Here is a 24051-nt window from a genome sequence, read left to right as displayed (position 1 = left end):
ATACGCGGGTGGTCCACCGATCACCACGATGAACGACGAGGTACGGACTTCATGAACGACCACATCCAGCCCGACGGCTCGGCCGGCTCGGCCGAGCACGAGCACGGGGCGCTTGGCGATGCCGAGTACGCGGAGTTCATGGAGCTCGCCGCGGAAGAGGGCTTCGACATCGAGGACGTCGAGGGCGCGATCGACGAGGCGGGCCACGGCCCGCTGCCCGTCCTCGCCGTCGTCGGCCGGCCCAACGTCGGCAAGTCGACCCTGGTGAACCGGATCATCGGCCGCCGCGAGGCGGTCGTCGAGGACAAGCCCGGCGTCACCCGCGACCGCGTCACCTACGAGGCCGAGTGGGCGGGGCGCCGCTTCAAGCTCGTCGACACCGGCGGCTGGGAGCAGGACGTCCTCGGCATCGACGCGTCCGTGGCCGCGCAGGCCGAGTACGCGATCGAGGCGGCCGACGCGGTCGTCTTCGTCGTCGACGCCAAGGTCGGCGCGACCGACACCGACGAGGCGGTCGTACGCCTTCTCCGCAAGGCCGGCAAGCCCGTCGTCCTGTGCGCCAACAAGGTCGACGGCATGAGCGGCGAGTCCGACGCCTCGTACCTCTGGGCCCTCGGTCTCGGTGAGCCGCACCCCGTGTCCGCGCTGCACGGCCGCGGCACCGGCGACATGCTGGACGCCGTCCTCGAGGCCCTGCCCGAGGCTCCGGCGCAGACCTTCGGCACCGCGGTGGGCGGCCCCCGCCGCATCGCCCTCATCGGCCGCCCGAACGTCGGCAAGTCCTCCCTGCTGAACAAGGTGGCGAACGAGGACCGCGTGGTCGTCAACGAGGTCGCGGGCACCACCCGTGACCCGGTCGACGAGCTCATCGAACTCGGCGGCATCACCTGGAAGTTCGTCGACACGGCGGGCATCCGCAAGCGCGTCCACCTCCAGCAGGGCGCGGACTACTACGCCTCGCTGCGCACGGCCGCCGCCGTCGAGAAGGCCGAGGTCGCGGTCATCCTGATCGACGCGTCCGAGACCATCTCCGTACAGGACCAGCGCATCGTGACGATGGCCGTCGAGGCGGGCCGCGCGATCGTCCTCGCCTTCAACAAGTGGGACACCCTCGACGAGGAGCGCCGCTACTACCTGGAGCGGGAGATCGAGACCGAGCTCCTCCAGGTGGCGTGGGCGCCCCGGGTGAACGTCTCGGCGCGCACCGGACGGCACATGGAGAAGCTCGTCCCCGCGATCGAGGCGGCCCTGGACGGCTGGGAGACCCGTGTCCCGACCGGCCGACTGAACGCCTTCCTCGGCGAGCTCGTCGCCGCCCACCCGCACCCGGTCCGCGGCGGCAAGCAGCCCCGCATCCTCTTCGGAACGCAGGCCGGCACCAAGCCCCCGCGGTTCGTGCTCTTCGCCTCCGGCTTCATCGAGCACGGCTACCGGCGCTTCATCGAGCGCCGGCTGCGCGAGGAGTTCGGCTTCGAGGGGACGCCGATCCACATCTCCGTACGGGTGCGCGAGAAGCGCGGCACCAAGAAGAAGTGACGTAGCGACAGGTGAGGGGCGGCTCCCGTGGGAGCCGCCCCTCACCTGTTCAACCGTTTCCGCTCACAGGCCCCTGCGGGGCGCGGGCGGCAGCGCGGCCGGGATGTGGTGCAGTCCCGTACCGCTCTGGCGCGCCACCGGCTGCCAGACGCCGGTCGTCGACGCGCCGTGACCGTGCTGGGAGCCGCCGTTGCGCGCGGAGTACGCCCCCGCGCTGTAGGAGCTGTACGACGAGGGGTACGAGGATCCGCCGTACGCGCTGGCACCCTGTGTCAGGATCCCGAAAGCCGTGAAGCCGAGCTGGTCCTCGCCGTGGCGGTCGCCGGGCAGGGCCTTGAACGATCTGACCCACTCGGCGTAGAGCGCGTCATAGATCGGCGTGGCCGATGGGCCGCGCGGAGGATCCTGAGCCGATCGCGCGGCCGGGATCTGCTGGAAGGGCTGGCGGCGGGGGGCGTCGTAGGTGTGCACGTATGTGCCAACGACCCCACGGCCCAACAGATGCGGTCACACCTTTGCTTCCCCCGCCCCGTCAGGGGCGCAAGCCCGTCAAGGGTGCGGGGAACTGCGCGCTCAGCCACATACGGCCCGCAGCCGACAACCCACGCGCAGCCCCGCTCTTCTACGGGCGCGGGGAACTGCGCGCTCAGCCACACACGACCCGCAGCCGACAACGCACCCCCGCACCCGGCTCGCCCCGGTGGAACGCTCATGTCCCGGCGAGCGGCATCGCGGCCGCCACCAACTTCCCGTTCGCCGCCGCCTTGTCCAGCGCGTCCCGCAGCAGATCCTCCCGCGGCTGCCGCCCGATCGACCCGACCGGCGCCGCGAACAGCAGCACCTGCTGGTGCTTGTTGGCGGCGGCCCGCCAGCTCTCCGCGACCTGGAGCGCCTGGTGCGCCTGCCACCAGGCGACGGGCGACCCGCCCCCGGTGCCCGGCTGGAGCACGGCGTGCAGCTGCCCCATGGCGAGCAGCACGGACCACCCGTGCAGCACCGGCGGCACCGAGCTCAGCTCGGTCACCGGCATGAACCCCTGTTCGATGAGGAGCGGCAGGAAGTCGTCACCGATGTCCGTCGAGCCGGGCCGCACGATGGGCCCCGTGGGCTCGACGACGAGCGCGGGGTGCAACTCGCCGCTGATCAGGATGAGTCCGCTGGTGACGCCGAGCACGGCCTGCTCGGGCACGGCCTGGGCGGGCACGCCGTCGGGGTTGATCGAGCGGACGGCGCCCTGGAGTTGCTCCTCGGTGACCTGGACGACCTGAGAGGGCAGGCAGGTGGCGTGGGCGAAGGCGAGGACGGCGGTCTCGTCGCCGATGAACAGGACGGTGCTGGTGCGCTCCTGTTCCGAGTCGCCCGGGGTGCGGCAGGACGTGCAGTCGTAACTGCCCGGGGCGTTCTCTCCGGCGAGCAGCCGGTCGGCTTCTTCGTCGCCGATCTCGGCGCGTACGTCGTCGCTGACGTCGAGCATGCGCGGCACGGGTGGCTCCTCGGGATGCGGTGCGTGGCGATGCCGGGTGGCTCCCGGCCCATGAATCGGGGGTCCCGGCTCATGAAGATGACAACGGGCGATCTGTGGCCGGAGTCACGCCCGGGAGCGAACGGAATCGAACCATCCGACGCGCAGGGTGATCCCTTGTGCGGAATCTGTTACTCCGAGCCAACTTCGTGTGTGTTCAAGGAAGTTGGTTCCGTGAAGTGGGTCACAGGTCACTTGAGCGGCTGGTCGACAAATCCTGAAATCAGCCTATGAAGTGGGTGGCTGAAAATCGCCGATACCCACGGTAACTGTGAACTGGCCTCGAATGATATGGAGTTGGTTGATATCGGGGCGTCCGTCTCCATAGATTTCTCGGCCGTGTGCACAGAGCACCGCTCGGGTACGTCCGCCGGCCGAACCGCACGACTGGTTCGCAGCACCACCTCCGGCGGACGGGGCGGAGCACGACGACCGCGTCCTACGCGCAGGAAGTCGCGCCCCGCCTTGGGGGATCCCGGGTGTTTCGAGAGGGAACTACATGTCCGCATGTGCCGATAACACTCGTAAGGTTCGTACGACGCGTACGACGGCGGTCCTCACCGGGGCGGCTCTGCTCGCCCCGCTCGGACTGCTCGCCGCGACCGGCAACGCCGCCGCGGCCGACAGCGCAGTGTGGGACCGCATCGCCAAGTGCGAGAGCGGCGGAAACTGGCACATCAACACCGGCAACGGCTACTACGGAGGACTGCAGTTCTCCGCCGGCACCTGGCGGGCGTACGGCGGTACGGCCTACGCGTCGACCGCCGACAAGGCCTCCAAGACCGCCCAGATAGCCGTTGCCACCAAGGTCCAGAACGCACAGGGATGGGGCGCCTGGCCCACCTGTTCGGCGCGGGCCGGAGCGTACGGCAACGCACCCGCGTCGTCCGGAGGGTCGGCCACCACGAAGTCGGCCCCCAAGTCGACGTCGCAGTCGGCCTCCAAGTCGGCTCCCAAGTCGACGACCAAGTCGGCCCCCGCACAGGCGTCCGAGGCCCCGGCGCGCGCATCCGGCCACACGAACCGCGCGGCGTCCCGCGGCGACTACACCGTCCGCGGCGGCGACACCCTGAGCGCTATCGCGGAGCGGCACGGAACGACCTGGCGGAAGGTCTACGCCGCCAACCGGGCGGTCATCGGCGGTGATCCCGACCTGATCATGCCCGGCCAGCGGCTCGACCTCTGAGCCCCGGCTCCACCCCGCCGCCCCTCCCCGGTCCTCCGACCGGGTGGGGCCCCGGGCGCGGCGGGGCGGACGCGCCCGGTGTGCTGTTTAACGTGACCCGATGCACCTCGAGCCGACGCCATCGCCCCTGTTGAGCAAGCGCATGCGGTACGTGGCCGCGACCGTCGTCGCCACCACCCTGGCCGTCCTCGTTCCCGCGAGGGCGGCCGTCGCGTCCCCGTCCTCCGGCCCGTGGGCGGGGCGGGTGTCGCACAACTGTGCGCGGGACCACTGGCCCTGGGGCTGCCTCGCCAAGTGCGAGAGCGGCGGCCGCTGGCACGCGAACACCGGAAACCACCACTACGGAGGACTGCAGTTCAGGCAGGCCACCTGGGTGGCGTTCGGCGGCCTGGCGTACGCCCCGCGCGCGGATCTGGCCCGGCGGGAGCAACAGATCAAGGTCGCCAAGCTGGTGGTGCGCGCCCAGGGGTGGGGCGCCTGGCCCGTCTGTGCCAAGAGGTACAAACTCCGGGGCCACACCCGTGTGATGAACCCCGGTCGGACGTTCTAGGTCCGCCGGCGGCGCACTTCGGCCGCCTCTCCGCTGAACGTGACCGAGCCCCGACTCAGTTCATGGACGTAGGTCGTGCGGGCCGCCCGTTCGCGCAGACCGGGCGGCAGCCGCTGCTCGGCGACCACCACGCACGCGTCGAGGCCGTCGAGGAGTTCGTACGTGCGGGCCGCGACCGCGGGTGACATGCCCTGCGCGGGCTCGTCGACGAGCACCACACGCGCGTGTGCCAGCAGGGCGCGGGAGAGGGCGAGCATGCGCTGCTCGCCCCCGGAGAGGGTGCCGGCGCGGCGCGGAAGGAGGGGCTCCAACTGCGGGTACGCGTCGAGGGCGGGAGCGACGTCGGGCGCGGTCAGCTCCAGGTGCTCGCGGACCGTGAGCGAGCCGAAGACGGCCCGACGCTCCGGGACCAGGCACACCCCGCGCCGGGCCCGTTCGAAGGCGGGCAGCCGGGTCACGTCCACCCCGTCCCAGACGACGGCGCCGTCGGACAGCGGCACGGTTCCCGCGAGGGCGCGCAGGGCGGTCGTACGGCCCGAGCCGTTGCGGCCGAGCAGCACGGTGACGCCGGGGCCGGGCGCGACCAGGGTCACGCCGTGCAGGGCCTCCAGAGGGCCGTAGCGCACGCGCGCGTGGCGCAGGGAGATGTTCATCCGCGCCCCCGCTCCAGTACGTGGCGGGCGGGGCCCGAGGTGACGACGCGTCCGGCGGCCATGACATGGACGACGTCGGCGAGGTCGGCGACCAGATCGAGGTCGTGCTCGACGACCAGCAGCGCCGTGCCGTCCGCGGCGAGTGCGCGCAGCACCCGGGCCAGCGCGGTCACTTCGGCGGTGTCCAGGCCCGCGGCGGGCTCGTCGAGCAGCAGCACGTGCGGACTTCCCGCGAGGGCCCGCGCCAGCTCGACCCGTCTGAGCGTCCCGGTCGGCAGCCCCTGGGCGGGCAGGGCGCGGACCCGCCCGTCGAGCCCGAACAGCCGCAACGCCCGTTCCACCGCGGCGGGATCGGCGATCCGGCCCTGCTCCGCCCCCACCTGGACGTTCTCGGCCACCGTCAACGAGGGGAAGACGGCCAGCTGCTGGAAGGTCCGCGCGATGCCGAGCCGGGTCCGTGCGTGCGCCGCGAGCCGGGTGATGTCCCGTTCGCCGAACAGCACCCGGCCGTGCGAGGGTCGGAGCGTTCCGGCGAGGCAGTGGAACAGGGTGCTCTTGCCGGCCCCGTTGGGCCCCACGACAGCGGTGACCCACCCCGGCCGGACCTCGAGATCGACCCCGTCGAGCGCGGTGAACCCGTCGTAGGCGACCCGTATCCGTCGGGCGAACAGAGATCCGGGCGTCGGCACCGCCGGAGTGTGCGGGGCGCGCGGCCCGCGTGACGTCGTGCCCCGCCCGGATGTCGCGGATCGCGGACCTCGGGCCGTCCTCGTGGGCCCGTCGGGACCTGGGCGGTGACCGGCGCCCGGTGGCGCGACGGCGGGTTCCGGTTCGGTGCCGTCCGGCCGTCCGGCGGCGGGCGGGCGGCCGGTGGGCCCCGTCTCCACCGGCCGCAGCCGTCGCCGCACCCGCGCTCCCAGCGCGGTCGGCGTCGCCCTGCGGCGCGGCCGGAGCCGGGACGTCGCCGTGCGCAGGGCCTCGTACGGGCCACCGGGGAACCGGCCGACGAACACGGCGAGGACTCCGATCAGCGCCGCGGCGACCCCGCCGCGCGTCCCCGCGTCGAGCCCCACCAGCAGCGCCGCAGCGGCCAGCGCGCCGAGGGCGCTGTCCGCGCCGAGGACCACGACCGCCGCGAACCAGAGCAGCCCGCGCACCGGGTCGTACGCCGTCGCGTCGAAGGCGCGCAGACCCATGCCGAGCATCCCCCCGCCCAGCGCGGCCAGGGCGGCGCCCGCCACGAAGGCCGTCAGCTTCAGCGAAGGGACCCGTACGCCCGCCGCGGAGGCTCCCGACGCGTGGTCGCGCATCGCGGCCAGAGCGCGGCCCGTACGGCCCCGGCGCAGCGCCCCCGTCGCCAGCAGCGCGGCCGCCAGCAGCCCCAGTTCGAGCACGTAGTACGCGCGGTCGCCGTCGAAGCCCGCCGGGCGGTCCAGGGACAGCCCCGAGATCGCGTAGGGCTGGGCGAAGACGAAACGGCTGACGCCCACCCCCACGGCGAACGTCGCCAGGGCCAGCGCCAGGCCGTGGCGGCCGATCGCCGGCCAGCCGGTCAGGACGCCGAGCGGGGCGACCAGCACCACCGCCACCGCCAGCGCGGCCAGTTCGGGCAGACGGGGCAGGCCGGGGAAGCGGCCGGCGGCCAGCAGCGCGGTGAAGAGGGCGCCCAGACCCGCGTACGCCGCCTGCCCGAGGGAGATCTGACCGCCGCGGCCGGTCACCACGACCAGGGACAGGAGCACCACACCCAGCGCGGGCACCTGCACCGACGTGTGCAGGTCCGAGCCCGCGAGGCCGAGCGGCAGCAGGAACAGCACGACCGCGACGATCCACGCGCCCGGGGGCGTCGCCACCCGGGCCGTCGCCGTGCGTGGCAGGGCGTCCCGGTCGCCGATCCCCGGCAGGACGAGCGCCGCGACCAACAGGGCCACCACGAACAGGTTCGCGCCCACAGCCTGGAGCAGTGGCTGCGCCCAGCCCGCCGGATGCAGCCGCGTCAGCTGACTCTGCGCGACCCCTAGACCCAGCGCCACCACGACGGCCACCGGCAGGCTGCGCATCCGGGCGGCGACGGCCACCGCCATCACCTCCATGACGAGCAACGGCATGCCGTACGGATCGAGTCGTACGTACGGCGCCAGGAGCACGCCCGTCAGGCCCGCCGTGAAGGAGCCGAACGCCCAGCCCGCGGCGGCCACCCGGTCCGCGTCGATGCCGCCGAGCACGGCGAGCGAGCGGTCGTCGACCACGGCCCGCAGCTCCGTGCCGAAGCGCGTCCAGCGCGTCACGCCCCCCACTCCGACCGCCAGTGCGACGGCGACCGCCAACTGTCCCCACGGGTCCGCCGAAACCAGCGTCGGCGCGTCCGCGCGCGCCCCGGTGCCCCACACCAACGCGGCCCCGCCGACCAGCAGCACGAAGACGCCGAGAGACGCGACCAGCGTCTGCGCCGGGTCGCCGCCGAGGACGGACAGGGGGCGGAAGACGAACCGTTCCAGCGCCACGCCGATCGCGGGGGCCACCAACAGCAGCGTCACCGCGGCACCGAGCGCGAGCGGCCAGCCCCACACCACCGTGAACTGCCGCAGCAGATAGGCGCACACCATCGCGATCGCGCCGTGCGCGAAGTTCAGCACCCCGGTCGCCCGGTGGGTGACGACCAACCCGATCCCGGTGAGCGCCGCCGCGCCGCCGACCGAGAGCCCGGCCAGCGTGAGGTCGTACGTCAGGGAACCGCTCATCACCGCTCCAGCGCGGGCGACCGCTCGGCCGCGGGCGGCTCACAGATCGGGCACGGGCCCAACTCCCCGCTCGCCAGCACCCGCGAGTCCACCGGCACGGCGGAGGGCTTCCCCGCGACCAGCGGGCAGTCCGCGCGGTGCCACAGCGTGCCCCCGGGGACCATCAGCAGCTCCCCGCTGACGGCGAGCGGCGCCACGGCGGCCTGTTCGGACCGCTCCGCGTCGGTGGGCTCGGCCGCCACCAGCAGCCCGTACAACTCCTCGACACGCGCCGCCGCCAGGGCGCTCCTGCCGTGCGTGAGCAGCACCGCGCCCGCGACGATCAACGCGGCCCCGGGAACCGTGCACGACGCCAGGAAGGGCAACTGCCGTTCCGCGTACCGCTCGCCCGAGACGCCGTACCAGCCGATGACGCACAACACCGCCCCGGCGGCGAGGGCGGCGCAGCCGGCCCACAGGACGGGGTGCACGGTCCGCAGTCGAGATGTCCGCATCCTGGCTCCCGGACGTCGTGTGTCTGTCTGTCTTCCAAGTCCGCCAATGGACTTGCACTATGCCTTCTGGAAGCTGACCCTGAAAGCTCCGGGCGCGGTCGGCCCGGACCGACACCCGGTGGTGAGCCAGCATGGTTCTCGGGAGCGACCTCAGGCGGGACAACGGCCGGGGGGTGGCGGCGCTCGTCGCGCTCGTCCTCGCCGGGGCCCTCACGGCGTGCGGCGACAGCAGCGGCGGCGGGAGTTCCACCCCTCCGCCCACCCCCACCTTGGAGCGGCCCAGCAGCGCGTCGGCCAGCCCGACCGGCCCGGACGACCCGGCGGCGGCCGAGAACCAGGTCAGGCGGAACTGGGAGAAGTTCTTCTCCCCGTCCGTGCCCGTCAAGGACAAACTGAACTACCTGGAGAACGGCGACAGGATGACCGCGGTCGTCCAGGGCTTCAGCGGCGACAAGCGTGGTCAGCAGGTCGCGGCCCAGGTCCAGAAGGTCGTGTTCACCGCGCCCGCCGTGGCCGAGGTGACGTACGCGCTGACCCTGAAGGGCGCGACCGCCCTGCCGAACGCCTCCGGGACGGCCGTCTACGAGAACGGCACCTGGAAGGTCTCCGACAACACCCTCTGCGCCCTGGTCGCGCTGAGCGGCGACGGATCCGCGACCCCGACCGGCTGCTGACCCGCCGTGCGCCCCGGGGGAGTTCGCGAAGGAGTCCTCGCCGCCGGCCTGCCGTTCCTGCTGGGCGCGGCGCTCGTCCTGGGCACGGCGGCCTGCGGCAGCCGCCTGCCCGAGAGCGACTTCGAGCACCGGACCACGCCCGCCCCGCAGAACACCGCCCCGCTGCGCGTCGGCATCGTCACCAGCGCCACCAGCCCCGTCGGTGGCTCCGCCTTCACCGGCCCCCGCGACGGGGCCAAGGCCTACTTCGACCGCCTCAACGCGCGCGGGGGCATCGGCGGCCGCCCGGTCGAGGTGCGCACCTGCGACGACGGCGGCAGCGGCGTGGGCGACAACGCGTGCGTGCACCGGCTCATCGACGAGGACAAGGTCGTCGCCCTCGTCGCCACCACCGCCCTCGACTACGCGGGCGCCTCCCGCGTGTCCGCCGCCGGAGTACCCGACATCGGCGGACAGCCCATCGGCGCGGCCTACGACACCTATCCGCACCTCTACGGGGTCTACGGCAGCCTCGCGCCCCGCGAGGGAACACCTGGCTGGGGCGGGAAGCTGTACGGCGGCACGGAGGTCTACCGCTACTTCAAGCGCGTCCAGGGCGCCCGTACGGCCGCCGTGATCTCCTACAACCAGTCCGCGTCGGCCGCGTACGCCCGGCTCGTCACCCGGGGTCTGAAGGCCGAGGGCTACCAGGTGGTCACCGAACAGGTCGACTTCGCGCTGCCCAACTTCCGCGCCGCCGCGGCCGATCTGAAGGACCAGGGCGCCGACCTCGTCTTCGACGCCCTCGACACGCACGGCAACGCCCAGCTGTGCAAGGCGATGGACGACGTCGGCGCCGAGGTCATCGCCAAGGTCACCAACGTGCAGAACTGGACCTCCACCGTCCCCGAGGACTACAAGGACGCCCCGCGCTGCCGCAACGCCCTGTGGGCGACCGGATCCAGCAGGAACTACGAGGACACCTCCGACGCCGCCGTCCGCGCGTTCCGGGACGCCACCAAGGGCCTGCCGACGCACTCCCAGTGGCAGCTGGAGGGCTGGGCGGCCGCGATGTGGTTCACGGACGCCGCGAAGTCCTGCGCGAAAACGGGCGTCACACGCGCGTGTGTCGACCGCTTCATGAACCGCGGCGCCCCGTACACCGCCGACGGCCTGCTGATCCCCGTCTCCTCCGAGCGCCTGCCCGCGCCTCCGAAGACCCGCCGGACCTGCGTCTCGGTGGCCCGCTGGGAGGACGGCAGGGGCTGGGTCTCCCAGGGCGACATGAACAGCGACTGCTTCGAGGTGCCGCAACTGTCGTACGAGCCCTGACGTGCCTCGGCTGTCCTGCGCGCCCTGATGTGCACATGAGAAGCAACCATTCACCCGGGCCCGGGGTCTATCCCGACAGGAGCCGGATCCGACGGAGGACCCGGCGGTGCCGCCCCGCACGAAAGGGCGCTCGCATGATGACGCCGGTCCCGAGGACCGCTCGGCACCGCGCCGACCCGGACGCCGCCGTGCCCCCGTGCGCCGACTGCATCGCCGACTCCGCGGGCGGACTGACCTTCGACGTCACCGAGACCGGCGAGCCGGGCGCCGCGCTCCTGGTGCTGCGCCGCCGCGAGGGCCACGAGGAGGTCAGCCTGCCGCTGACCCCCACGGGGGACGGCCAGCTGCGCGCCGCGCTGCCCAGCGGCGTCGCCCTGCCCGAGGGCCGCTGGGACGCCTACGCCCAGGTCGCGGGAGGCGAGCCGCGACGGCTGGCCCCGGGCGTCAACGACCTGCGCTCGCTCGTCGCCCGGGTCCCCAGCGGCTCCCTCGGCCATGTCGCCGTCCGCATCCCGTACGCGACCCGGCACGGCCACCTCTCCGTGCGCAGCTGGCTGCGGGCCCCGCACGCGGAGGCCGTCGAGCTGTACCGGGGGAGCGGGGACTGGGCGTACGAGGCCGGGTGTACGGCATTCCCCTCGCGCCGGACGCGTACGCCGAGGTCTGCCACCGGGACGCGGCCGGTCCGCCGATCCGCGCGGACGTGGCCGTGGAACAGGCGGAGTTCGGCTTCACGGTGGCATACGGCGCCCTGCGGCCCGGCGTCTGGGACCTGTGGCTGCGCCCGGCGGGGGAGGGCGGACCCCGGGTACGGATCGCGCGACTGCTCGACGCCATCGCCGACAAGCGCCCCTTCCTCATCCACCCCAGGGTGCCGGTGAAGACCCTGCACGGCCCGGTGGAGGCCGGGCCCTCCTACACGCGGGACAACGATCTGTCCGTGACGGTCACCGCGGCCGCCTGACCGTGCCAGGCGCCCGGGAGCACCTTGCGGACCCTGGTTGTCCGCAAGGACTGGCAGACTCGACGGCATGTTGGAGACATCGGCACGGCTGCTGCGGTTGCTCTCACTGCTGCAGGCCCACCGCGAATGGTCCGGGGCCGATCTGGCGGACCGTCTGGGCGTCACGTCCCGCACGATCCGCCGCGATGTGGACCGGCTGCGCGAGCTGGGCTATCCCGTCAACGCCAGCCCGGGCACGGGGGGCGGCTACCAGCTCGGCGCGGGAGCCGAGCTGCCGCCGCTGCTGCTGGACGACGACGAGGCGGTGGCCGTCGCGGTCGGGCTGCGCACGGCCGCCGGGCAGGGCATCGAGGGGATCGGCGAGACCTCCGTACGCGCTCTCGCCAAGCTCGAACAGGTGCTGCCGAGCCGACTGCGCCGCCGTGTGAGCGCCCTCAACGCCTTCACCGTGCCGATGCTGCGCGGCCCCCAGCCCTCCGCCGTGGACCCGGGCGTGCTCACGGAACTCGCCAACGCCTGCCGCGACGGTGAGCGGCTGCGCTTCGAGTACCGCGACCACGGCGGCTCCCCGACCCGCCGGAACGTCGAACCGCACCGCCTGGTGTGCACCGAACGCCGCTGGTACCTGGTCGCCTGGGACGTCGACCGCGACGACTGGCGCACGTTCCGGGCCGACCGCATCACCCCCACGCCTCCGCACGGACCCCGCTTCACCCCCCGTACGCCACCGGCCGAGGACCTGGCGGCGTACGTCTCCCAAGGGGTCTCCACGCGCGCGTACGCCTCGCGGGCGGTCGTCCGGCTCTTCGTGCCCCTGGCAGAGGCGGCCGAGCGGATCTCCCCCTCGGCGGGAACGCTGGAAGCCTCCGGGGAGGACAGCTGCGTCCTGCGCACCGGCGCCGCCGGCCTCGACGTGATGGTGATTCACGTGATGCTGATGGGCTTCGAGTTCGAGGTCCTGGAGCCGGTCGACCTCACCGACGCGATCAGGACGGCGCGGGACCGGCTGTCCCGGGCGCTGGAGCGCTCTCCTGGGGGACCGCCCCGTACTGGGGATGGTGCAGGTCGAACGCGGGGCTCTCGGAGCGGATCCGGGGCAGCGTGACGAAGTTGTGCCGGGGCGGCGGACACGAGGTCGCCCACTCCAGGGAGCGGCCGAAGCCCCAGGGGTCGTCCACCTCGACCTTCGTGCCGTACCGGGACGTCTTCCAGACGTTGTAGAGGAACGGCAGCGTCGACATGCCCAGCAGGAACGCGCCGATCGTCGAGACGGTGTTGAGCGCCGTGAAGCCGTCGGCGGCCAGATAGTCCGCGTACCGGCGCGGCATGCCCTCGGCACCCAGCCAGTGCTGCACCAGGAACGTCGTGTGGAAGCCGACGAAGAGCGTCCAGAAATGGATCTTGCCGAGCCGTTCGTCGAGCATCTTGCCGGTGAACTTGGGCCACCAGAAGTAGAAGCCGCCGAAAGTCGCGAAGACGACGGTGCCGAAAACGACGTAGTGGAAGTGCGCGACCACGAAGTACGAGTCGGTGACCTCGAAGTCCATCGGCGGCGAGGCCAGGATCACTCCGGTCAGACCGCCGAACAGGAACGACACCAGGAAACCGATGGCCCACAGCATGGGCGTCTCGAAGGAGAGCGAGCCCTTGATCATCGTCCCGCTCCAGTTGAAGAACTTCACCCCCGTGGGCACCGCGATCATGAACGACATGAAGGAGAAGAACGGCAGCAGCACCGCGCCCGTCGCGAACATGTGGTGCGCCCACACCACGATCGACAGACCGGTGATGGCCATCGTCGCGGCGACCAGCGTCAGATAACCGAAGACCGGTTTCCTGCTGAAGACCGGCAGGATCTCCGTGATGATCCCGAAGAACGGCAACGCGATGATGTAGACCTCGGGATGCCCGAAGAACCAGAACAGGTGCTGCCACAGCAGCGCGCCGCCGTTGGCCGCCTCGAACACCACCGAACCGAAGCGCCGGTCCGCCTCCAGGACCAGCAGCGCCGCCGCGAGCACCGGGAACGCGAAGAGGACGAGGATCGAGGTGAAGAGGATGTTCCAGGTGAAGATCGGCAGCCGGAACATCGTCATGCCGGGGGCCCGCATCCCGACGATGGTCGTGATGAAGTTCACCGCGCCGAGGATCGTGCCGAAGCCCGTCAGCGCCAGGCCCATGATCCACATGTCGGCGCCGATGTTCGGCGAGCGCTCCAGGCTGTTGAGCGGGGCATAGGCGAACCAGCCGAAGGAGGCGGGCCCGTCGGGCACCATGAGCGAGCTGAGGACGATCAGGCCGCCGAAGAGGAAGAACCAGTACGACAGCATGTTCAGGCGGGGGAAGGCGACGTCCGGGGAGCCGATCTGCAGCGGCATGATCTCGTTGGCGAACCCGGCGAAGGTCGGGGTGGCGAACAGCAGCAGCATGATCGTGCCGTGCAGGGTGAACAACTGGTTGAACTGGTTGTTGTCCACGATCTGCAGACCGGGCCGGGCGAGTTCGGCGCGCATCACCAACGCCATCAGACCGCCGATGAGGAAGAAGGCGAAAGACGTGATCAGGTAGAGGTGGCCGATCTTCTTGTGGTCCGTCGTGGTGAGCCAGTCCACGGCGAGCCGCCCCGGTCGCCGCCTCCTGTATACGGGTCGCGCCGTCGCGTGCGCGGTCTCCGTGCCCATTGCTCGCCCCTTCGCCGTCGCGCCGTGAGCCTGCCTGAAGCTCACGCCGTGGTGCTCGCATCGCTCCGCGCTCCGACAGAGGGTGTGCGGGGGTTCTGTGCTGGAACCGTGCATTTCCTATGTGGTGTCAGCTTCTGCGACATGCCCCGGAATCGGAATGGAAAGGCCTCCCCCGCGGGATCTCGCCGGGGGACTCCGCACTTTCCATCGGGTTATTCAGGACGGCGTCAAGGTAGTCCCGAATTACGTTCGAAGGCGTGCGGGACACGTACGGAACCCCTCGTACGTGTGACGGAGTTCGGCCGAAACGCGTGTCGTGACCCTGTGACAGAAGTGTGACCGGAGGAGCACAGGTGACGCATGGTGTCCGGCCTGGACTTCCCCCGCCGCGGTCGGCCGCCTAACGTGGCGGTCATGGCACCCATTCCCACCCCGCCCGCAGAGCCCCAGGACAGTCCGCAGGCCTATGTCGGCCTGGAGGCGAGGAGCGCCGAGCACCGCGCTCGGGAGCACGGCTGGTCCACGGTGCGCTCGCTGCCGCCCGGCGCGATCATCACCATGGAGTACCGCACGGGGCGGCTGAACTTCGAGGTCACCGACGGTCTGGTGACCCGCTGCTGGAAGGGCTGAGGCCACGGAGGCCGATCCACGGACGCCGATCCAGGCAGGCCGTGAGGCCGAAGACTCCACGGGATGCGCGAAGGCCCCCGGCTCACGAGCCAGGGGCCTTCGCCGTGCGGGGAGGTTGTGCGTACCGGCCCCGCTGTTCTCCATGATCGGTCCGTTGTGCCTCAGCCGCCTGTCAGCGGCCGGGCGGACGACGCCGTGGTGGTGCGCGCCACGCGGTCCGAGTGCGGTGGACGGCGGCTGCCGACCGGGGTGACCGGGGTGCGCTCCGAGCGGGTCGTGTGGGGTCCGGGCGCCAGGTACACCGGCGCCCGGGGCGGGCGGGCGGTGGGCAGCGCCCCGCGCGCCGGAGCCTCCTCGTCCACCGGGACCGACTGCTTGACCAGCACGGGCACACCGACCGGGGAGCCGACCGGAGCCTCGGCCGGGGCGGGCACCGCACGGCCGCGGCGGGCGCGCCAGGCGTCGCGCAGGGTGAACAGACCGGTCTCGGCGCGGGCGATCAGCGGCTCGCACCACGGCAGCGCCAGCAGGATCAGCAGACCGGCGGCCCAGCCCAGCAGCACATCGCTCAGCCAGTGCGTACCGAGGTAGACGGTGGTGAGGCCGACGCCGAGCGAGGTCACGGCGGACAGCGCCGACAGCCAGCGCCTCGCCCGCGGGGTGGAGGCCAGATAGGCCAGGATTCCCCAGGTCACGACGGCGTTCGCGGTGTGGCCCGAAGGGAATATATCGCCGCCCAGACCCATCTCGTTCGAGCCGATCGTGATGGCGTAGTGCGGGCCGAGGCGGCCCATGCCGAGCTTCGCGGCGCCGACCGTGATGTTGAGCAGCAGCAGCGAGGCGCCCAGCGTGAGCATCGGGCGCAGGGTGTGCTGCCGCCAGGAGCGCCAGCCCAGCCACGCGGCGACCATCACGGCGGTGGGGCCGCGCTGGCCCAGCACCACGTAGTAGTCGAGGAACGCGTGGATCTCCGGCCACTGCTGATAGGGCCGGAAGAACATGACCTGCCAGTCGAACCGGACCAGCCACGATGTGATCGCAACGGCCCACACGATGGCCACGTAGAAGGCCAGGGTGGCTCCGAAGAGCACAACCCTGTGCCTGCTCATCTTCGGCACATCGATGTTCGCCGGCCGTTCCGGCTCACGGTCCAACCGGGCGAAGACCCGGTCCAGACGGGTGAGGTTTCGTTCGGTACGCACTCAATCGACGTTACAGCGAGTGAGCTGCGTTCCAGGCCGAATCACTCGCTTTGTGATGACGATGTGATGTGGGATTCCTCTCAGGGCGATGTTTAATTCCAATGATTCTCTAATCATCGGCACCCCGATCCTTCAATTCCAATGATCGGCTCGGGCTTCTGTTTTATGTCACTTTTGAATTCGTTCACCGAATCCTGGGGTGGAATTCTCCGGCCGCTCACCGAGCGTCAACGAGTGGATCACGGCGGACCGGAGCCGTTCAGCCAGAACCCTCCGTAGAGCGCGCAGGCCAACGCCACGCCACCGAGAATCAGCGCTGACCTGGACGTACGTAGTCGGGCCAGGGCCAGCGCGAGGGGGAGCACGAGGGGGAAAGCGGGCAACAGGAGGCGCGGTTTCGAGCCGAAGTAACTCGACGCGCACAGGGCGAGCGCGATGACGATCCCCGCGTACACCAGCAGCGCCAACGGCTGGCCCTGTCGTACACACGTCACGTACAGCCAGACGACCAGTGCGACTCCGACGATCAGTCCGACGCCGGCCAGAGCCGACGGAAATGACGTGAACTTGTCGCCCACGAAGCGGGCGAACGCGTACCCGCCGTCGAATCCGTTGCGCCAGCCCGCCTGGACGTCGAGATAGCCGAGCGGCCCCTTCCCCGTGCGGTGGCCGACCCAGAGCACGTACCCGGCGGCGCCGAGCGGCGCGAGGAGCATGCCGAGGGCGCGTCGGAGCACCGGCGCGCCGTGCGCGGGGTGCGCGCTCCGATCCCGCACGAACGAGGCGATGGCGGCCACCCACAGGGCCGCGACCACCGCGGCTCCCACCGGGCGGGTCAGGCCGGCGAAGGCGGCGAGCAGGCCGGCCGTCACCCAGCGGCCGGTCAGCACCGCGTAGAGCGACCAGGCGGCGAGCGCCGTGAACAGGGACTCGCTGTACGCCATCGACTGCACGACACCGACCGGCAGCACCGCCCAGACCAGCACCGCGCAGACGCCCACACGGGGGCCGTACACGTGGTCCGCGACGGCGAAGATCCCCCAGGCCGCGGCGAGCGAGGCCAGCGTGCTGACCAGCAGCCCGGCATCCGCGTACGACAGAGGGGTGAGCGCCGAGACGAGCCGCTCCAGCCAGGGCAGCAGCGGGAAGAACGCGAGGTTCGAGTGCACGTCACCGTTGGGCAGCCGCACCTCGTAGCCGTAGCCGAGATCGGCGACGCGGGTGTACCAGAGCGAGTCCCAGCGGGCCGTCAGCAGTGTGTGGGCGCTCTTGCCGTTCGCCGCGCTCCACAGCGCGAGCGTGAGGACGCCCAGGGCCCGTACCGCGGCGTACCCGAGGAGGGCGGGCGCGGCCCGGCGTGGCGCGCTCGCGCCGGGCGGCGTCGCGAGGGGCGTCTCAAGATCGGTCACGGGCTCGATTATCGACGGCGGGCGGAACCGGGCGGTCGTCCGGGGCGTGGTGCACCAGGGGGAGCGTGGCGTACGCCACATGCTCGGCAAGGAGAACGTGAGAGGTCCGCCACGTGTATGCGACAGGAACTCGCGTACTCTGGCCGCTCACTCGCCTTTGATGCGTGCGTCCGGAACCCCGCTCCTCCTGGACCGCAGCCGCAGGGAGTCCCCACCCAGCGGATCGCCGAACGCGAGGGAACATCTGGGAGGTACGTACATGTCCGGGACGACCACGGCCGCCGCGCGTCGCCGTCGGGAGGCCGGGGCCGGTGCCAACCGCTGGGTCGTCCTCGTGGTGCTGTGCGTCAGCCTGCTCCTCGTGGCCCTCGATGCCACCGTGCTGCACGTCGCGGTGCCCGCCGTCACCGCGGACCTCAAGCCCGGCGCGATAGAACTGCTCTGGATCGTCGACGTCTATCCGCTCGTCTGCGCCGCGCTGCTGATCCTCTTCGGCACGCTGGGTGACCGGGTGGGTCGCAGACGTGTACTCCTCCTCGGATACGGACTCTTCGGCGTCGCCTCCGGGATCGCGGCGCTAGCCGACAACGCCCAGGTCCTCATCGGCGCGCGCGCCCTGCTCGGCGTCGGCGGCGCGATGATCATGCCCGCGACCCTGTCGATCCTGCGCCAGGTTTTTCCCGACCGGCGGGAGCGGGCGCTCGCGATCGGCATCTGGAGCGCGGTCGCCGCGGTGGGCGCGGCGGTCGGGCCGCTGCTCGGCGGGTTCCTCCTCGAACACTTCTGGTGGGGATCGGTCTTCCTCGTCAACATCCCGCTGATGCTGATCAGCCTGCCGATCGGACGGCTGCTGCTGCCCGAGTCCTACGGCGACCGCGACGGTCCCTGGGACGTGGTGGGGGCCCTGATGGCCGCCGCCGGACTCTTCGGGCTCGTGCTCGGAGTCAAGCGGCTCGGCGCCGGTGAAGGGCCGCTCGGTCCGTTCACGCTGGCGCCGCTGCTCGTGGGCGGCGCGCTGATGTTCGCCTTCGTACGGCGCCAGCGACGGCGTGCGCATCCGCTGGTGGACCTGCGGATGTTCTCGCGGCCCGCGTTCAGTACGTCCGTGTGCTGCATCGTCCTCGCCATGCTCGCGCTGGTCGGGCTCGAGCTGATCGCCGCGCAGTACCTGCAACTGGTCCTCGGGCTCTCGCCCCTGCAGACCGGGCTGCGACTGCTGCCGCTCACCTTCGCGGCGATGGCCGCGGGGCTCGCGGGGGCGCGGCTGCTGCGGCGGTTCGGGCCACGCGCGATGGTCTGTTTCGGGTTCTGTCTCACGGCGGTGGCCGTGGTCACGCTCACCGCGATGGGCGGGAACGACAACACCGGGCTACTGCTGTTCGGATTCGTGCTGCTCGGGTTCGGGCTGGAGACGACGCTCTTCGGGGCGTACGAGTCGATGCTGAGCGAGGCGCCGCCGGCGCAGGCGGGTGGGGCGGCGGCGATCGGTGAGACCTCGTACCAGCTGGGGGCGGGGATCGGGATCGCGCTTCTGGGGAGTGTGATGAACGCGGCGTACACGCCCGGACTGTCGTCCGTACCGGGGGTCTCGCCGGGGGACTCCGCTGCGGCGGGACACTCGCTGGGAGAGGCGTACGACGTCGCTGCGCGGCTCGGCGGGGTGCGGGGGGCGGCCCTGCGTCATGCGGCTCGGGACTCCTTCGTGCACGGGCTGCATGTGACGTTGCTCGTCAGTGCGGGATTGTTGTTGGTGGGGGCGGGGATGGCGTTGCGGTTGCCTCGGGTCATGGAGTGTGGGGTGCCCGCGGCGGGCTCGGCGGAGATTCCGGCGCCTCGAGGGGTTGCGGAGTCCCGCGTCTCGGCGTAGCCGAGGCTCTCCCACTCACGCACCACCCGTTTCCACCATGTCGACACGTGACGGTCTCCCGTGGGGGTGGCCCGTCGTCGGCGCCTGCCGGTCCGCTCGGAGAGCGGCCCACGCGGTGCCGCCGATGGCGATTCACCCCCGCGGGGGACCCGCACATGTCAGCGTGCTGGAAACCGGTGGTGCGTGGGTGGGGGAGGTACTGGACGTGCGGGACGCTGGGTCGTACCGTCGGGGCGAGACCGTAACTAGCGGTGCTAGTTTTAGCGTGCCGGAGGCTGCCCCCATGTCCGCGTCCCCGAAGCTCCCGCCCTTCGACCCCACCGACCCCCTCGGCCTCGACGACCTCCTGGACCCGGAGGACCTGGCGATCCGGGACACCGTACGGACCTGGGCCGCGGACCGCGTGCTGCCGTACGTCGCCGAGTGGTACGAGAAGGGCGAGCTGCCCGGGATCCGGGAGCTGGCGCGCGAACTGGGCGGGATCGGGGCCCTCGGGATGTCGTTGGAGGGGTACGGATGCGCGGGCGCGACCGCCGTGCAGTACGGGCTCGCCTGTCTGGAGCTGGAGGCCGCCGACTCGGGCATCCGGTCCCTCGTCTCCGTGCAGGGCTCCCTCGCCATGTACGCCATTCATCGGTTCGGGAGCGAGGAGCAGAAGCAGCGGTGGCTGCCGGGCATGGCCGCCGGTGAGGTCATCGGGTGCTTCGGGCTGACCGAGCCCGACCACGGGTCCGACCCGGGCGCCATGCGGACGTACGCCAAGCGCGACGGCGGCGACTGGGTGCTCAACGGGCGCAAGATGTGGATCACGAACGGGTCCGTGGCCGGGGTCGCGGTCGTCTGGGCGCAGAGTGAGGACGGGATTCGGGGGTTCGTCGTGCCCACCGACGCCCCCGGGTTCTCCGCTCCCGAGATCAAGCACAAGTGGTCCCTGCGGGCGAGCGTGACCAGCGAGCTCGTACTCGACGACGTACGGCTGCCCGCCGACGCCGTACTGCCGGACGTGACCGGGCTCAAGGGCCCGCTCAGCTGTCTGTCGCACGCGCGGTACGGGATCGTGTGGGGCTCGATGGGCGCCGCGCGGGCCAGTTTCGAGGCCGCCGTCGAGTACGCGAAGACGCGCGAGCAGTTCGGGCGGCCCATCGGCGGCTTCCAGCTCACCCAGGCCAAGCTGGCGGACATGGCGGTGGAACTGCACAAGGGGATTCTGCTCGCCCACCACCTGGGGCGGCGCATGGACGCGGGACGGCTCCGTCCCGAGCAGGTCAGCTTCGGCAAGCTCAACAACGTACGGGAGGCGATCGAGATCTGCCGGACCGCCCGTACCATCCTCGGTGCCAACGGGATCTCGCTCGAGTACCCCGTGATGCGGCACGCGACCAACCTCGAATCGGTGCTCACCTACGAGGGCACCGTCGAGATGCATCAACTCGTGCTGGGCAAGGCGCTCACCGGACTCGACGCCTTTCGGTGAGTCGAGCACCGGAGAGCAGGGCCGGTGAGCGGCCCTGCCTCAGCTCTGGTTGAAGAAGCCGTCCGTCTGGCGTCCCGGGGCCTCGCCGCTGACGATCTCGGTGTTGGCAGGGGTCAGCAGGAAGACCCGGGTGGCGACCCGCTCGATGGTGCCGTGCAGGCCGAAGGTCAGACCGGCCGCGAAGTCCACCACGCGCTTGGCGTCGGCGGGCTCCATGGCCGTGAGGTTGATGATGACCGGGACGCCCTCCCGGAAGAGTTCGCCGATGCCGCGTGCGTCCCGGAAACTGTCCGGGGTGACCGTGCCGATCCGGCGGCCTGTCTCTTCCGCCGTCTCGGACGCGACCTTCACGCGTGGATCCGTGACCCAGGCATCGCCGGAGTCCTGTCCTTCGGCGTAGTTGTCGTCGTCGTAGTAACGCTCGTCATCGTTGTCGTCGACGAGGCCAAGCCAGGCACTCGCCTTGCGCACCGATCCCATGGACGCCTCCTCTCACAGCGGTCTTTCTTGCTTTCCGCATCCCCATGGTCGTCCATGATGCGGATGTCGCGCCAAGTGGATAGACGCCGCGCGGGGGTTTCGTGACGGTACTGGTGCACAGCGAATTCGTCGAGAGCCCGCGTGCCCCAAGGGTCTTGCGGTGTACGGCTGCTGACTGTGAGTGAAATATGATTCTCGACGGCGTTCGGGTGACGGTCGGGGCGTACGGGTGAACGAAGGGGTCGATACGATGCCGCAGCTCAACGTCAAACGAGGCACGGGGGAGTGTCGTGTTCGGAATAGTGAGGCCCTGCAGCCACCGCCTCGGCGAGGGGCTCAAAACGCAGTGGATGGCGCATCTGTGCGGACTCTGTCTCGCGTTGCGCGGAGACCACGGACAGTTCGCTCGGGTTGTCACCAATTACGACGGGCTGCTGATATCGGTTTTGACGGAGGCTCAGGTCGAGCGCACCACCGCGTGGCGGCGTACGGCGGGGCCGTGCCCGTTGCGCGGGATGCGGACGGCATCCGTCGCACAGGGTGAGGGAGCCCGCCTCGCAGCCGCCGTCTCGCTGGTGCTGGCCTCGGCCAAGGTGCGCGACCACGTGGCGGACAAGGACGGGCTGCTGGCGCGCAGGCCGGTGGCGCTCGCCGCCCGCCGGGTCGCCGCGAGCTGGGGGCGCGCCGGGGCCCGTACCGGATCCGACGTGGGCTTCGACACCGCCGTGCTCGTCGACGCCGTCGACCGGCAGGTCGGCATCGAGGCGCTCGCCGGTCCCGGGACGCCGCTTTTGACCGTCACCGAGCCCACCGAGACCGCGACCGCCGCCGCGTTCGCGCACACGGCCGTCCTGGCCGGGCGGCCGGGCAACGCCGAGCCGCTCGCCGAGGCCGGCCGGCTCTTCGGGCGGCTCGCGCATCTGCTGGACGCCGTGGAGGACCGGGAAACTGACGCCGCGTCGGGAGCCTGGAACCCGCTCACGGCCACCGGCACCCCGCTCGTGGAGGCGCGCCGGCTCGCCGATGACGCTCTGCACGGAATACGGCTCGCGCTGCGCGAGGTGGAGTTCACGGACGGCAAGCTGGCGCATCTGCTGCTCGCGCACGAGCTGGGGCGATCGGTGGACCGCGCGTTCGGGACCTCGGGATGCGGGCACCAGGACCACGAGGACGGTCCGCGGGGGGCTTTCGGGCCGCCGCAGCACGGTGGGCCGTACAACCCGCAGAGCCCGCAGAGCCCGAACGACGGGCAGAATCCCTACGCCGGTGGCGGCAACCCCTTCGGCGGTGCTCCCTCCTTCCCGCCGTCCGGGCCCGGCAGGCGAGGCTTCTGGGCGGGGTGCGCGGCCGCGATCGGGCTGTGCTGCACCTGCAAGGTGTGCTGTGCCGACGAGTTCGAGGGGCCGTGGTCGCGAAGGAGGCGCGAGGGCTGCCTCGGCAACTGCGACTGTGACTGCAGCTGCTGCGAAGCCTGTGAGATCTGCGAGTGCTGTGAATGCTGCTCGTGCTGCGACTGCGGACTGTGACGAACCTCGTATACGGCGGCGTGGGCGATCACGCGGCCGCAGCGGTTCGGGCCTGCTCATTCGGGGGGCTGCTGTCTCCGCCCCGCGCCCTTTCGGGCGCGGGGGCAGGCGTGCCTAGTTCTTCAGTTCCGGCGGCGAGATCTGCGACTTCCCTATCGCGGAACCCGTCGTCCCCCACTTCTTGAGGATCCTGTCGTACGTGCCGTCCGCGATCAGCTTGTTCACCGCCGCCTGGAAGGCCGGTGCCAGCTTCGTGTCCTTCTTGAAGGCGAAGCCGACGTCGAGGCGGTGGTACTCGTTGAGGAACTTGACGCCCTGTTGGTGGGCGACGGCGTAGCGCAGGCCGTTGATGGTGCTCATCACGAGGTCGCTGCGGCCCTGTTGGAGTGACGACCAGATCGCGCCCTGCTCGCTGTAGGTCTGCACCTTGTACGCCTTCTTGCCGGCGTCGGTGCAGACCTTCTTGTTCTCCTCCAGCGTCGCCTCGAAAGTGGTGCCCGCTCCGGTCGCGACGTTCAGGCCGCACAGCTGATCGAGGTCGGTGATCTTGGCCAACTTGCTGTCGGAGCGCGTGGCGAAGCCCTGGCCGTCGTTGATGTAGGTGACGAAGTCGATCGTCTTGCGCCGCTCGTCGGTGACACCGAAGTTGCTGGCCCCGAAGTCGTACTTGCCGCTGTCCAGGGCCGGCAGGATCGCCTCGAAACCGGCCTGTTCCGTCTTGAGTTCGATACCGAGCACCTTGGCCACGGCGTCCGCGAAGTCGACGTCCTGGCCCGTCAGCGTCTTGCCGTCGTCCAGGTACGTCGTTCCGGGTGGCGTACCGCCGACGGCGACCGCCACGGTGAGGCTGGTGACGCCGGACGGGAGCAGCTTGGCGGCGGCCTCGTCCTTCGGGACGGCCGAGACGACGTCCGTGGTGGGGATCTTGTCGGCCTTGGCCGCCGCATTCGCCGCGGCGCCGGTCGTGTCGTCCGAGCCGGAGCCGCATGCCGTGAGGAGCAGGGCCGTCGAGGTGATGAGGGCAAAAGGCGCAAAATGCCGATAACGGGTACGCGTGGACGTACGCATGGTGTGCGGTCTCCTGAGAGCAAGAGTGAGCAGAACCCGAGGGGAGGGGTGCGCGTGTGAAGGCGAGAGGGAGGGAGAACGCG

General features: G+C 71.2%; 20 protein-coding genes and 1 pseudogene. 11 read left to right on the top strand and 10 right to left on the bottom strand.

Going from position 1 to position 24051, the window contains the following annotated elements; translation table 11 throughout:
* Window positions 1-51: 51 nt before the first annotated feature.
* Window positions 52-1536 (top strand): ribosome biogenesis GTPase Der, encoded by a 1485-nt coding sequence (der, locus tag AAFF41_RS12755; protein ID WP_319744626.1) that lies wholly within the window; start codon window positions 52-54, stop codon window positions 1534-1536.
* 63 nt (window positions 1537-1599) lie between these two features.
* Here the strand turns inward: der and AAFF41_RS12750 are convergent, their stop codons facing one another.
* Both AAFF41_RS12750 and AAFF41_RS12745 read right to left on the bottom strand, forming a co-directional pair.
* Entirely contained in the window at window positions 1600-2007 is a 408-nt protein-coding gene (locus AAFF41_RS12750) for a hypothetical protein (protein WP_319744628.1), read from the bottom strand.
* A 238-nt stretch (window positions 2008-2245) separates the two neighbouring features.
* The gene (locus tag AAFF41_RS12745; RefSeq protein ID WP_060902249.1) at window positions 2246-3019 is read right to left on the bottom strand and encodes a hypothetical protein; all 774 of its coding nucleotides are present in this window, start codon (window positions 3017-3019) and stop codon (window positions 2246-2248) included.
* A gap of 538 nt (window positions 3020-3557) precedes the next feature.
* Here AAFF41_RS12745 and AAFF41_RS12740 point away from each other — a divergent pair.
* Together AAFF41_RS12740 and AAFF41_RS51570 are read left to right on the top strand one after the other, a co-directional pair.
* The gene (locus tag AAFF41_RS12740; protein WP_343323977.1) at window positions 3558-4244 is read left to right on the top strand and encodes a transglycosylase family protein; all 687 of its coding nucleotides are present in this window, start codon (window positions 3558-3560) and stop codon (window positions 4242-4244) included.
* A gap of 100 nt (window positions 4245-4344) precedes the next feature.
* Window positions 4345-4794, top strand: coding sequence for a transglycosylase family protein (locus AAFF41_RS51570; RefSeq protein WP_388407926.1), 450 nt, complete (start codon window positions 4345-4347; stop codon window positions 4792-4794).
* Here AAFF41_RS51570 and AAFF41_RS12730 read toward each other — a convergent pair.
* Genes AAFF41_RS12730 through AAFF41_RS12720 form a run of 3 tightly spaced genes read right to left on the bottom strand, consistent with a single transcriptional unit; the run spans window position 4791 to window position 8682 of the window.
* A complete protein-coding gene (locus AAFF41_RS12730) occupies window positions 4791-5447 on the bottom strand; it encodes an ABC transporter ATP-binding protein (protein WP_319744632.1) in 657 nt (218 codons plus the stop codon). The genes AAFF41_RS51570 and AAFF41_RS12730 overlap by 4 nt on opposite strands.
* Window positions 5444-8188, bottom strand: coding sequence for an ABC transporter permease subunit (locus AAFF41_RS12725; RefSeq protein WP_343323976.1), 2745 nt, complete (start codon window positions 8186-8188; stop codon window positions 5444-5446). Before AAFF41_RS12725 ends, AAFF41_RS12730 begins: the two co-directional genes overlap by 4 nt.
* Window positions 8188-8682, bottom strand: coding sequence for a hypothetical protein (locus tag AAFF41_RS12720; protein WP_319744636.1), 495 nt, complete (start codon window positions 8680-8682; stop codon window positions 8188-8190). The genes AAFF41_RS12725 and AAFF41_RS12720 overlap by 1 nt, the downstream gene beginning before the upstream one ends.
* A 131-nt stretch (window positions 8683-8813) precedes the next feature.
* Between AAFF41_RS12720 and AAFF41_RS12715 the strand changes: the two genes are divergently transcribed.
* The 4 genes and pseudogenes from AAFF41_RS12715 (at window position 8814) to AAFF41_RS12700 (ending at window position 12736) form a co-directional block, all read left to right on the top strand.
* The gene (locus tag AAFF41_RS12715; RefSeq protein WP_319744639.1) at window positions 8814-9356 is read left to right on the top strand and encodes an MTB12 C-terminal domain-containing protein; all 543 of its coding nucleotides are present in this window, start codon (window positions 8814-8816) and stop codon (window positions 9354-9356) included.
* 48 nt (window positions 9357-9404) lie between these two features.
* Entirely contained in the window at window positions 9405-10667 is a 1263-nt protein-coding gene (locus AAFF41_RS12710; RefSeq protein WP_319745280.1) for an ABC transporter substrate-binding protein, read from the top strand.
* A gap of 137 nt (window positions 10668-10804) precedes the next feature.
* Window positions 10805-11631 (top strand): annotated as a pseudogene (locus AAFF41_RS12705) (hypothetical protein).
* Window positions 11632-11698: 67 nt separating this feature from the next.
* Window positions 11699-12736 carry a helix-turn-helix transcriptional regulator gene (locus tag AAFF41_RS12700; protein ID WP_343323975.1) on the top strand — a complete coding sequence of 346 codons (1038 nt, stop codon included), beginning with the start codon at window positions 11699-11701 and terminating at the stop codon, window positions 12734-12736.
* Here AAFF41_RS12700 and ctaD read toward each other — a convergent pair.
* Window positions 12618-14312, bottom strand: a complete 1695-nt coding sequence (ctaD, locus tag AAFF41_RS12695) for an aa3-type cytochrome oxidase subunit I (RefSeq protein WP_319744645.1) — start codon at window positions 14310-14312, stop codon at window positions 12618-12620. The two genes, AAFF41_RS12700 and ctaD, sit on opposite strands and share 119 nt — an antisense overlap.
* Window positions 14313-14726: 414 nt before the next feature.
* Here ctaD and AAFF41_RS12690 point away from each other — a divergent pair, with 414 nt between their 5' ends.
* Window positions 14727-14942, top strand: a complete 216-nt coding sequence (locus tag AAFF41_RS12690; protein ID WP_319744647.1) for an I78 family peptidase inhibitor — start codon at window positions 14727-14729, stop codon at window positions 14940-14942.
* A 161-nt stretch (window positions 14943-15103) separates the two neighbouring features.
* Here AAFF41_RS12690 and AAFF41_RS12685 read toward each other — a convergent pair whose 3' ends face one another.
* Both AAFF41_RS12685 and AAFF41_RS12680 read right to left on the bottom strand, forming a co-directional pair.
* A complete protein-coding gene (locus AAFF41_RS12685) occupies window positions 15104-16144 on the bottom strand; it encodes a phosphatase PAP2 family protein (RefSeq protein ID WP_319744649.1) in 1041 nt (346 codons plus the stop codon).
* 239 nt (window positions 16145-16383) lie between these two features.
* Window positions 16384-17553: a glycosyltransferase family 39 protein gene (locus tag AAFF41_RS12680; RefSeq protein ID WP_319744651.1), complete on the bottom strand. Its 1170-nt coding sequence runs from the start codon at window positions 17551-17553 to the stop codon at window positions 16384-16386.
* 259 nt (window positions 17554-17812) lie between these two features.
* Between AAFF41_RS12680 and AAFF41_RS12675 the strand changes: the two genes are divergently transcribed.
* Together AAFF41_RS12675 and AAFF41_RS12670 are read left to right on the top strand one after the other, a co-directional pair.
* Entirely contained in the window at window positions 17813-19420 is a 1608-nt protein-coding gene (locus AAFF41_RS12675) for an MFS transporter (RefSeq protein ID WP_319744653.1), read from the top strand.
* A gap of 283 nt (window positions 19421-19703) precedes the next feature.
* Entirely contained in the window at window positions 19704-20894 is a 1191-nt protein-coding gene (locus tag AAFF41_RS12670; RefSeq protein ID WP_054234441.1) for an acyl-CoA dehydrogenase family protein, read from the top strand.
* A gap of 39 nt (window positions 20895-20933) precedes the next feature.
* Here the strand turns inward: AAFF41_RS12670 and AAFF41_RS12665 are convergent, their stop codons facing one another.
* A complete protein-coding gene (locus AAFF41_RS12665; protein WP_054234440.1) occupies window positions 20934-21374 on the bottom strand; it encodes a cell division protein SepF in 441 nt (146 codons plus the stop codon).
* Window positions 21375-21664: 290 nt separating this feature from the next.
* Between AAFF41_RS12665 and AAFF41_RS12660 the strand changes: the two genes are divergently transcribed.
* Window positions 21665-22900, top strand: a complete 1236-nt coding sequence (locus tag AAFF41_RS12660; RefSeq protein ID WP_319744657.1) for a DUF5685 family protein — start codon at window positions 21665-21667, stop codon at window positions 22898-22900.
* Between the two features lie 114 nt (window positions 22901-23014).
* Here AAFF41_RS12660 and AAFF41_RS12655 read toward each other — a convergent pair whose 3' ends face one another.
* Window positions 23015-23968: an ABC transporter substrate-binding protein gene (locus tag AAFF41_RS12655; RefSeq protein ID WP_319744660.1), complete on the bottom strand. Its 954-nt coding sequence runs from the start codon at window positions 23966-23968 to the stop codon at window positions 23015-23017.
* Window positions 23969-24051 lie beyond the last annotated feature (83 nt).

The organism is Streptomyces mirabilis (assembly GCF_039503195.1).
Classification (GTDB): Bacteria; Actinomycetota; Actinomycetes; order Streptomycetales; family Streptomycetaceae; genus Streptomyces; species Streptomyces mirabilis_D.
This window is presented reverse-complemented; position numbering and strand designations above follow the sequence as displayed.

Bases quoted from the DNA above. Each gene is read 5' to 3' on its own strand.
- der (WP_319744626.1), top strand. From the start codon at position 52: ATGAACGACCACATCCAGCCCGACGGCTCGGCCGGCTCGGCCGAGCAC.
- AAFF41_RS12740 (WP_343323977.1), top strand. From the start codon at position 3,558: ATGTCCGCATGTGCCGATAACACTCGTAAGGTTCGTACGACGCGTACG.
- AAFF41_RS51570 (WP_388407926.1), top strand. From the start codon at position 4,345: ATGCACCTCGAGCCGACGCCATCGCCCCTGTTGAGCAAGCGCATGCGG.
- AAFF41_RS12730 (WP_319744632.1), bottom strand. From the start codon at position 5,447: ATGAACATCTCCCTGCGCCACGCGCGCGTGCGCTACGGCCCTCTGGAG.
- AAFF41_RS12725 (WP_343323976.1), bottom strand. From the start codon at position 8,188: ATGAGCGGTTCCCTGACGTACGACCTCACGCTGGCCGGGCTCTCGGTC.
- AAFF41_RS12720 (WP_319744636.1), bottom strand. From the start codon at position 8,682: ATGCGGACATCTCGACTGCGGACCGTGCACCCCGTCCTGTGGGCCGGC.
- AAFF41_RS12715 (WP_319744639.1), top strand. From the start codon at position 8,814: ATGGTTCTCGGGAGCGACCTCAGGCGGGACAACGGCCGGGGGGTGGCG.
- AAFF41_RS12700 (WP_343323975.1), top strand. From the start codon at position 11,699: ATGTTGGAGACATCGGCACGGCTGCTGCGGTTGCTCTCACTGCTGCAG.
- ctaD (WP_319744645.1), bottom strand. From the start codon at position 14,312: ATGGGCACGGAGACCGCGCACGCGACGGCGCGACCCGTATACAGGAGG.
- AAFF41_RS12690 (WP_319744647.1), top strand. From the start codon at position 14,727: ATGGCACCCATTCCCACCCCGCCCGCAGAGCCCCAGGACAGTCCGCAG.
- AAFF41_RS12675 (WP_319744653.1), top strand. From the start codon at position 17,813: ATGTCCGGGACGACCACGGCCGCCGCGCGTCGCCGTCGGGAGGCCGGG.
- AAFF41_RS12670 (WP_054234441.1), top strand. From the start codon at position 19,704: ATGTCCGCGTCCCCGAAGCTCCCGCCCTTCGACCCCACCGACCCCCTC.
- AAFF41_RS12665 (WP_054234440.1), bottom strand. From the start codon at position 21,374: ATGGGATCGGTGCGCAAGGCGAGTGCCTGGCTTGGCCTCGTCGACGAC.
- AAFF41_RS12655 (WP_319744660.1), bottom strand. From the start codon at position 23,968: ATGCGTACGTCCACGCGTACCCGTTATCGGCATTTTGCGCCTTTTGCC.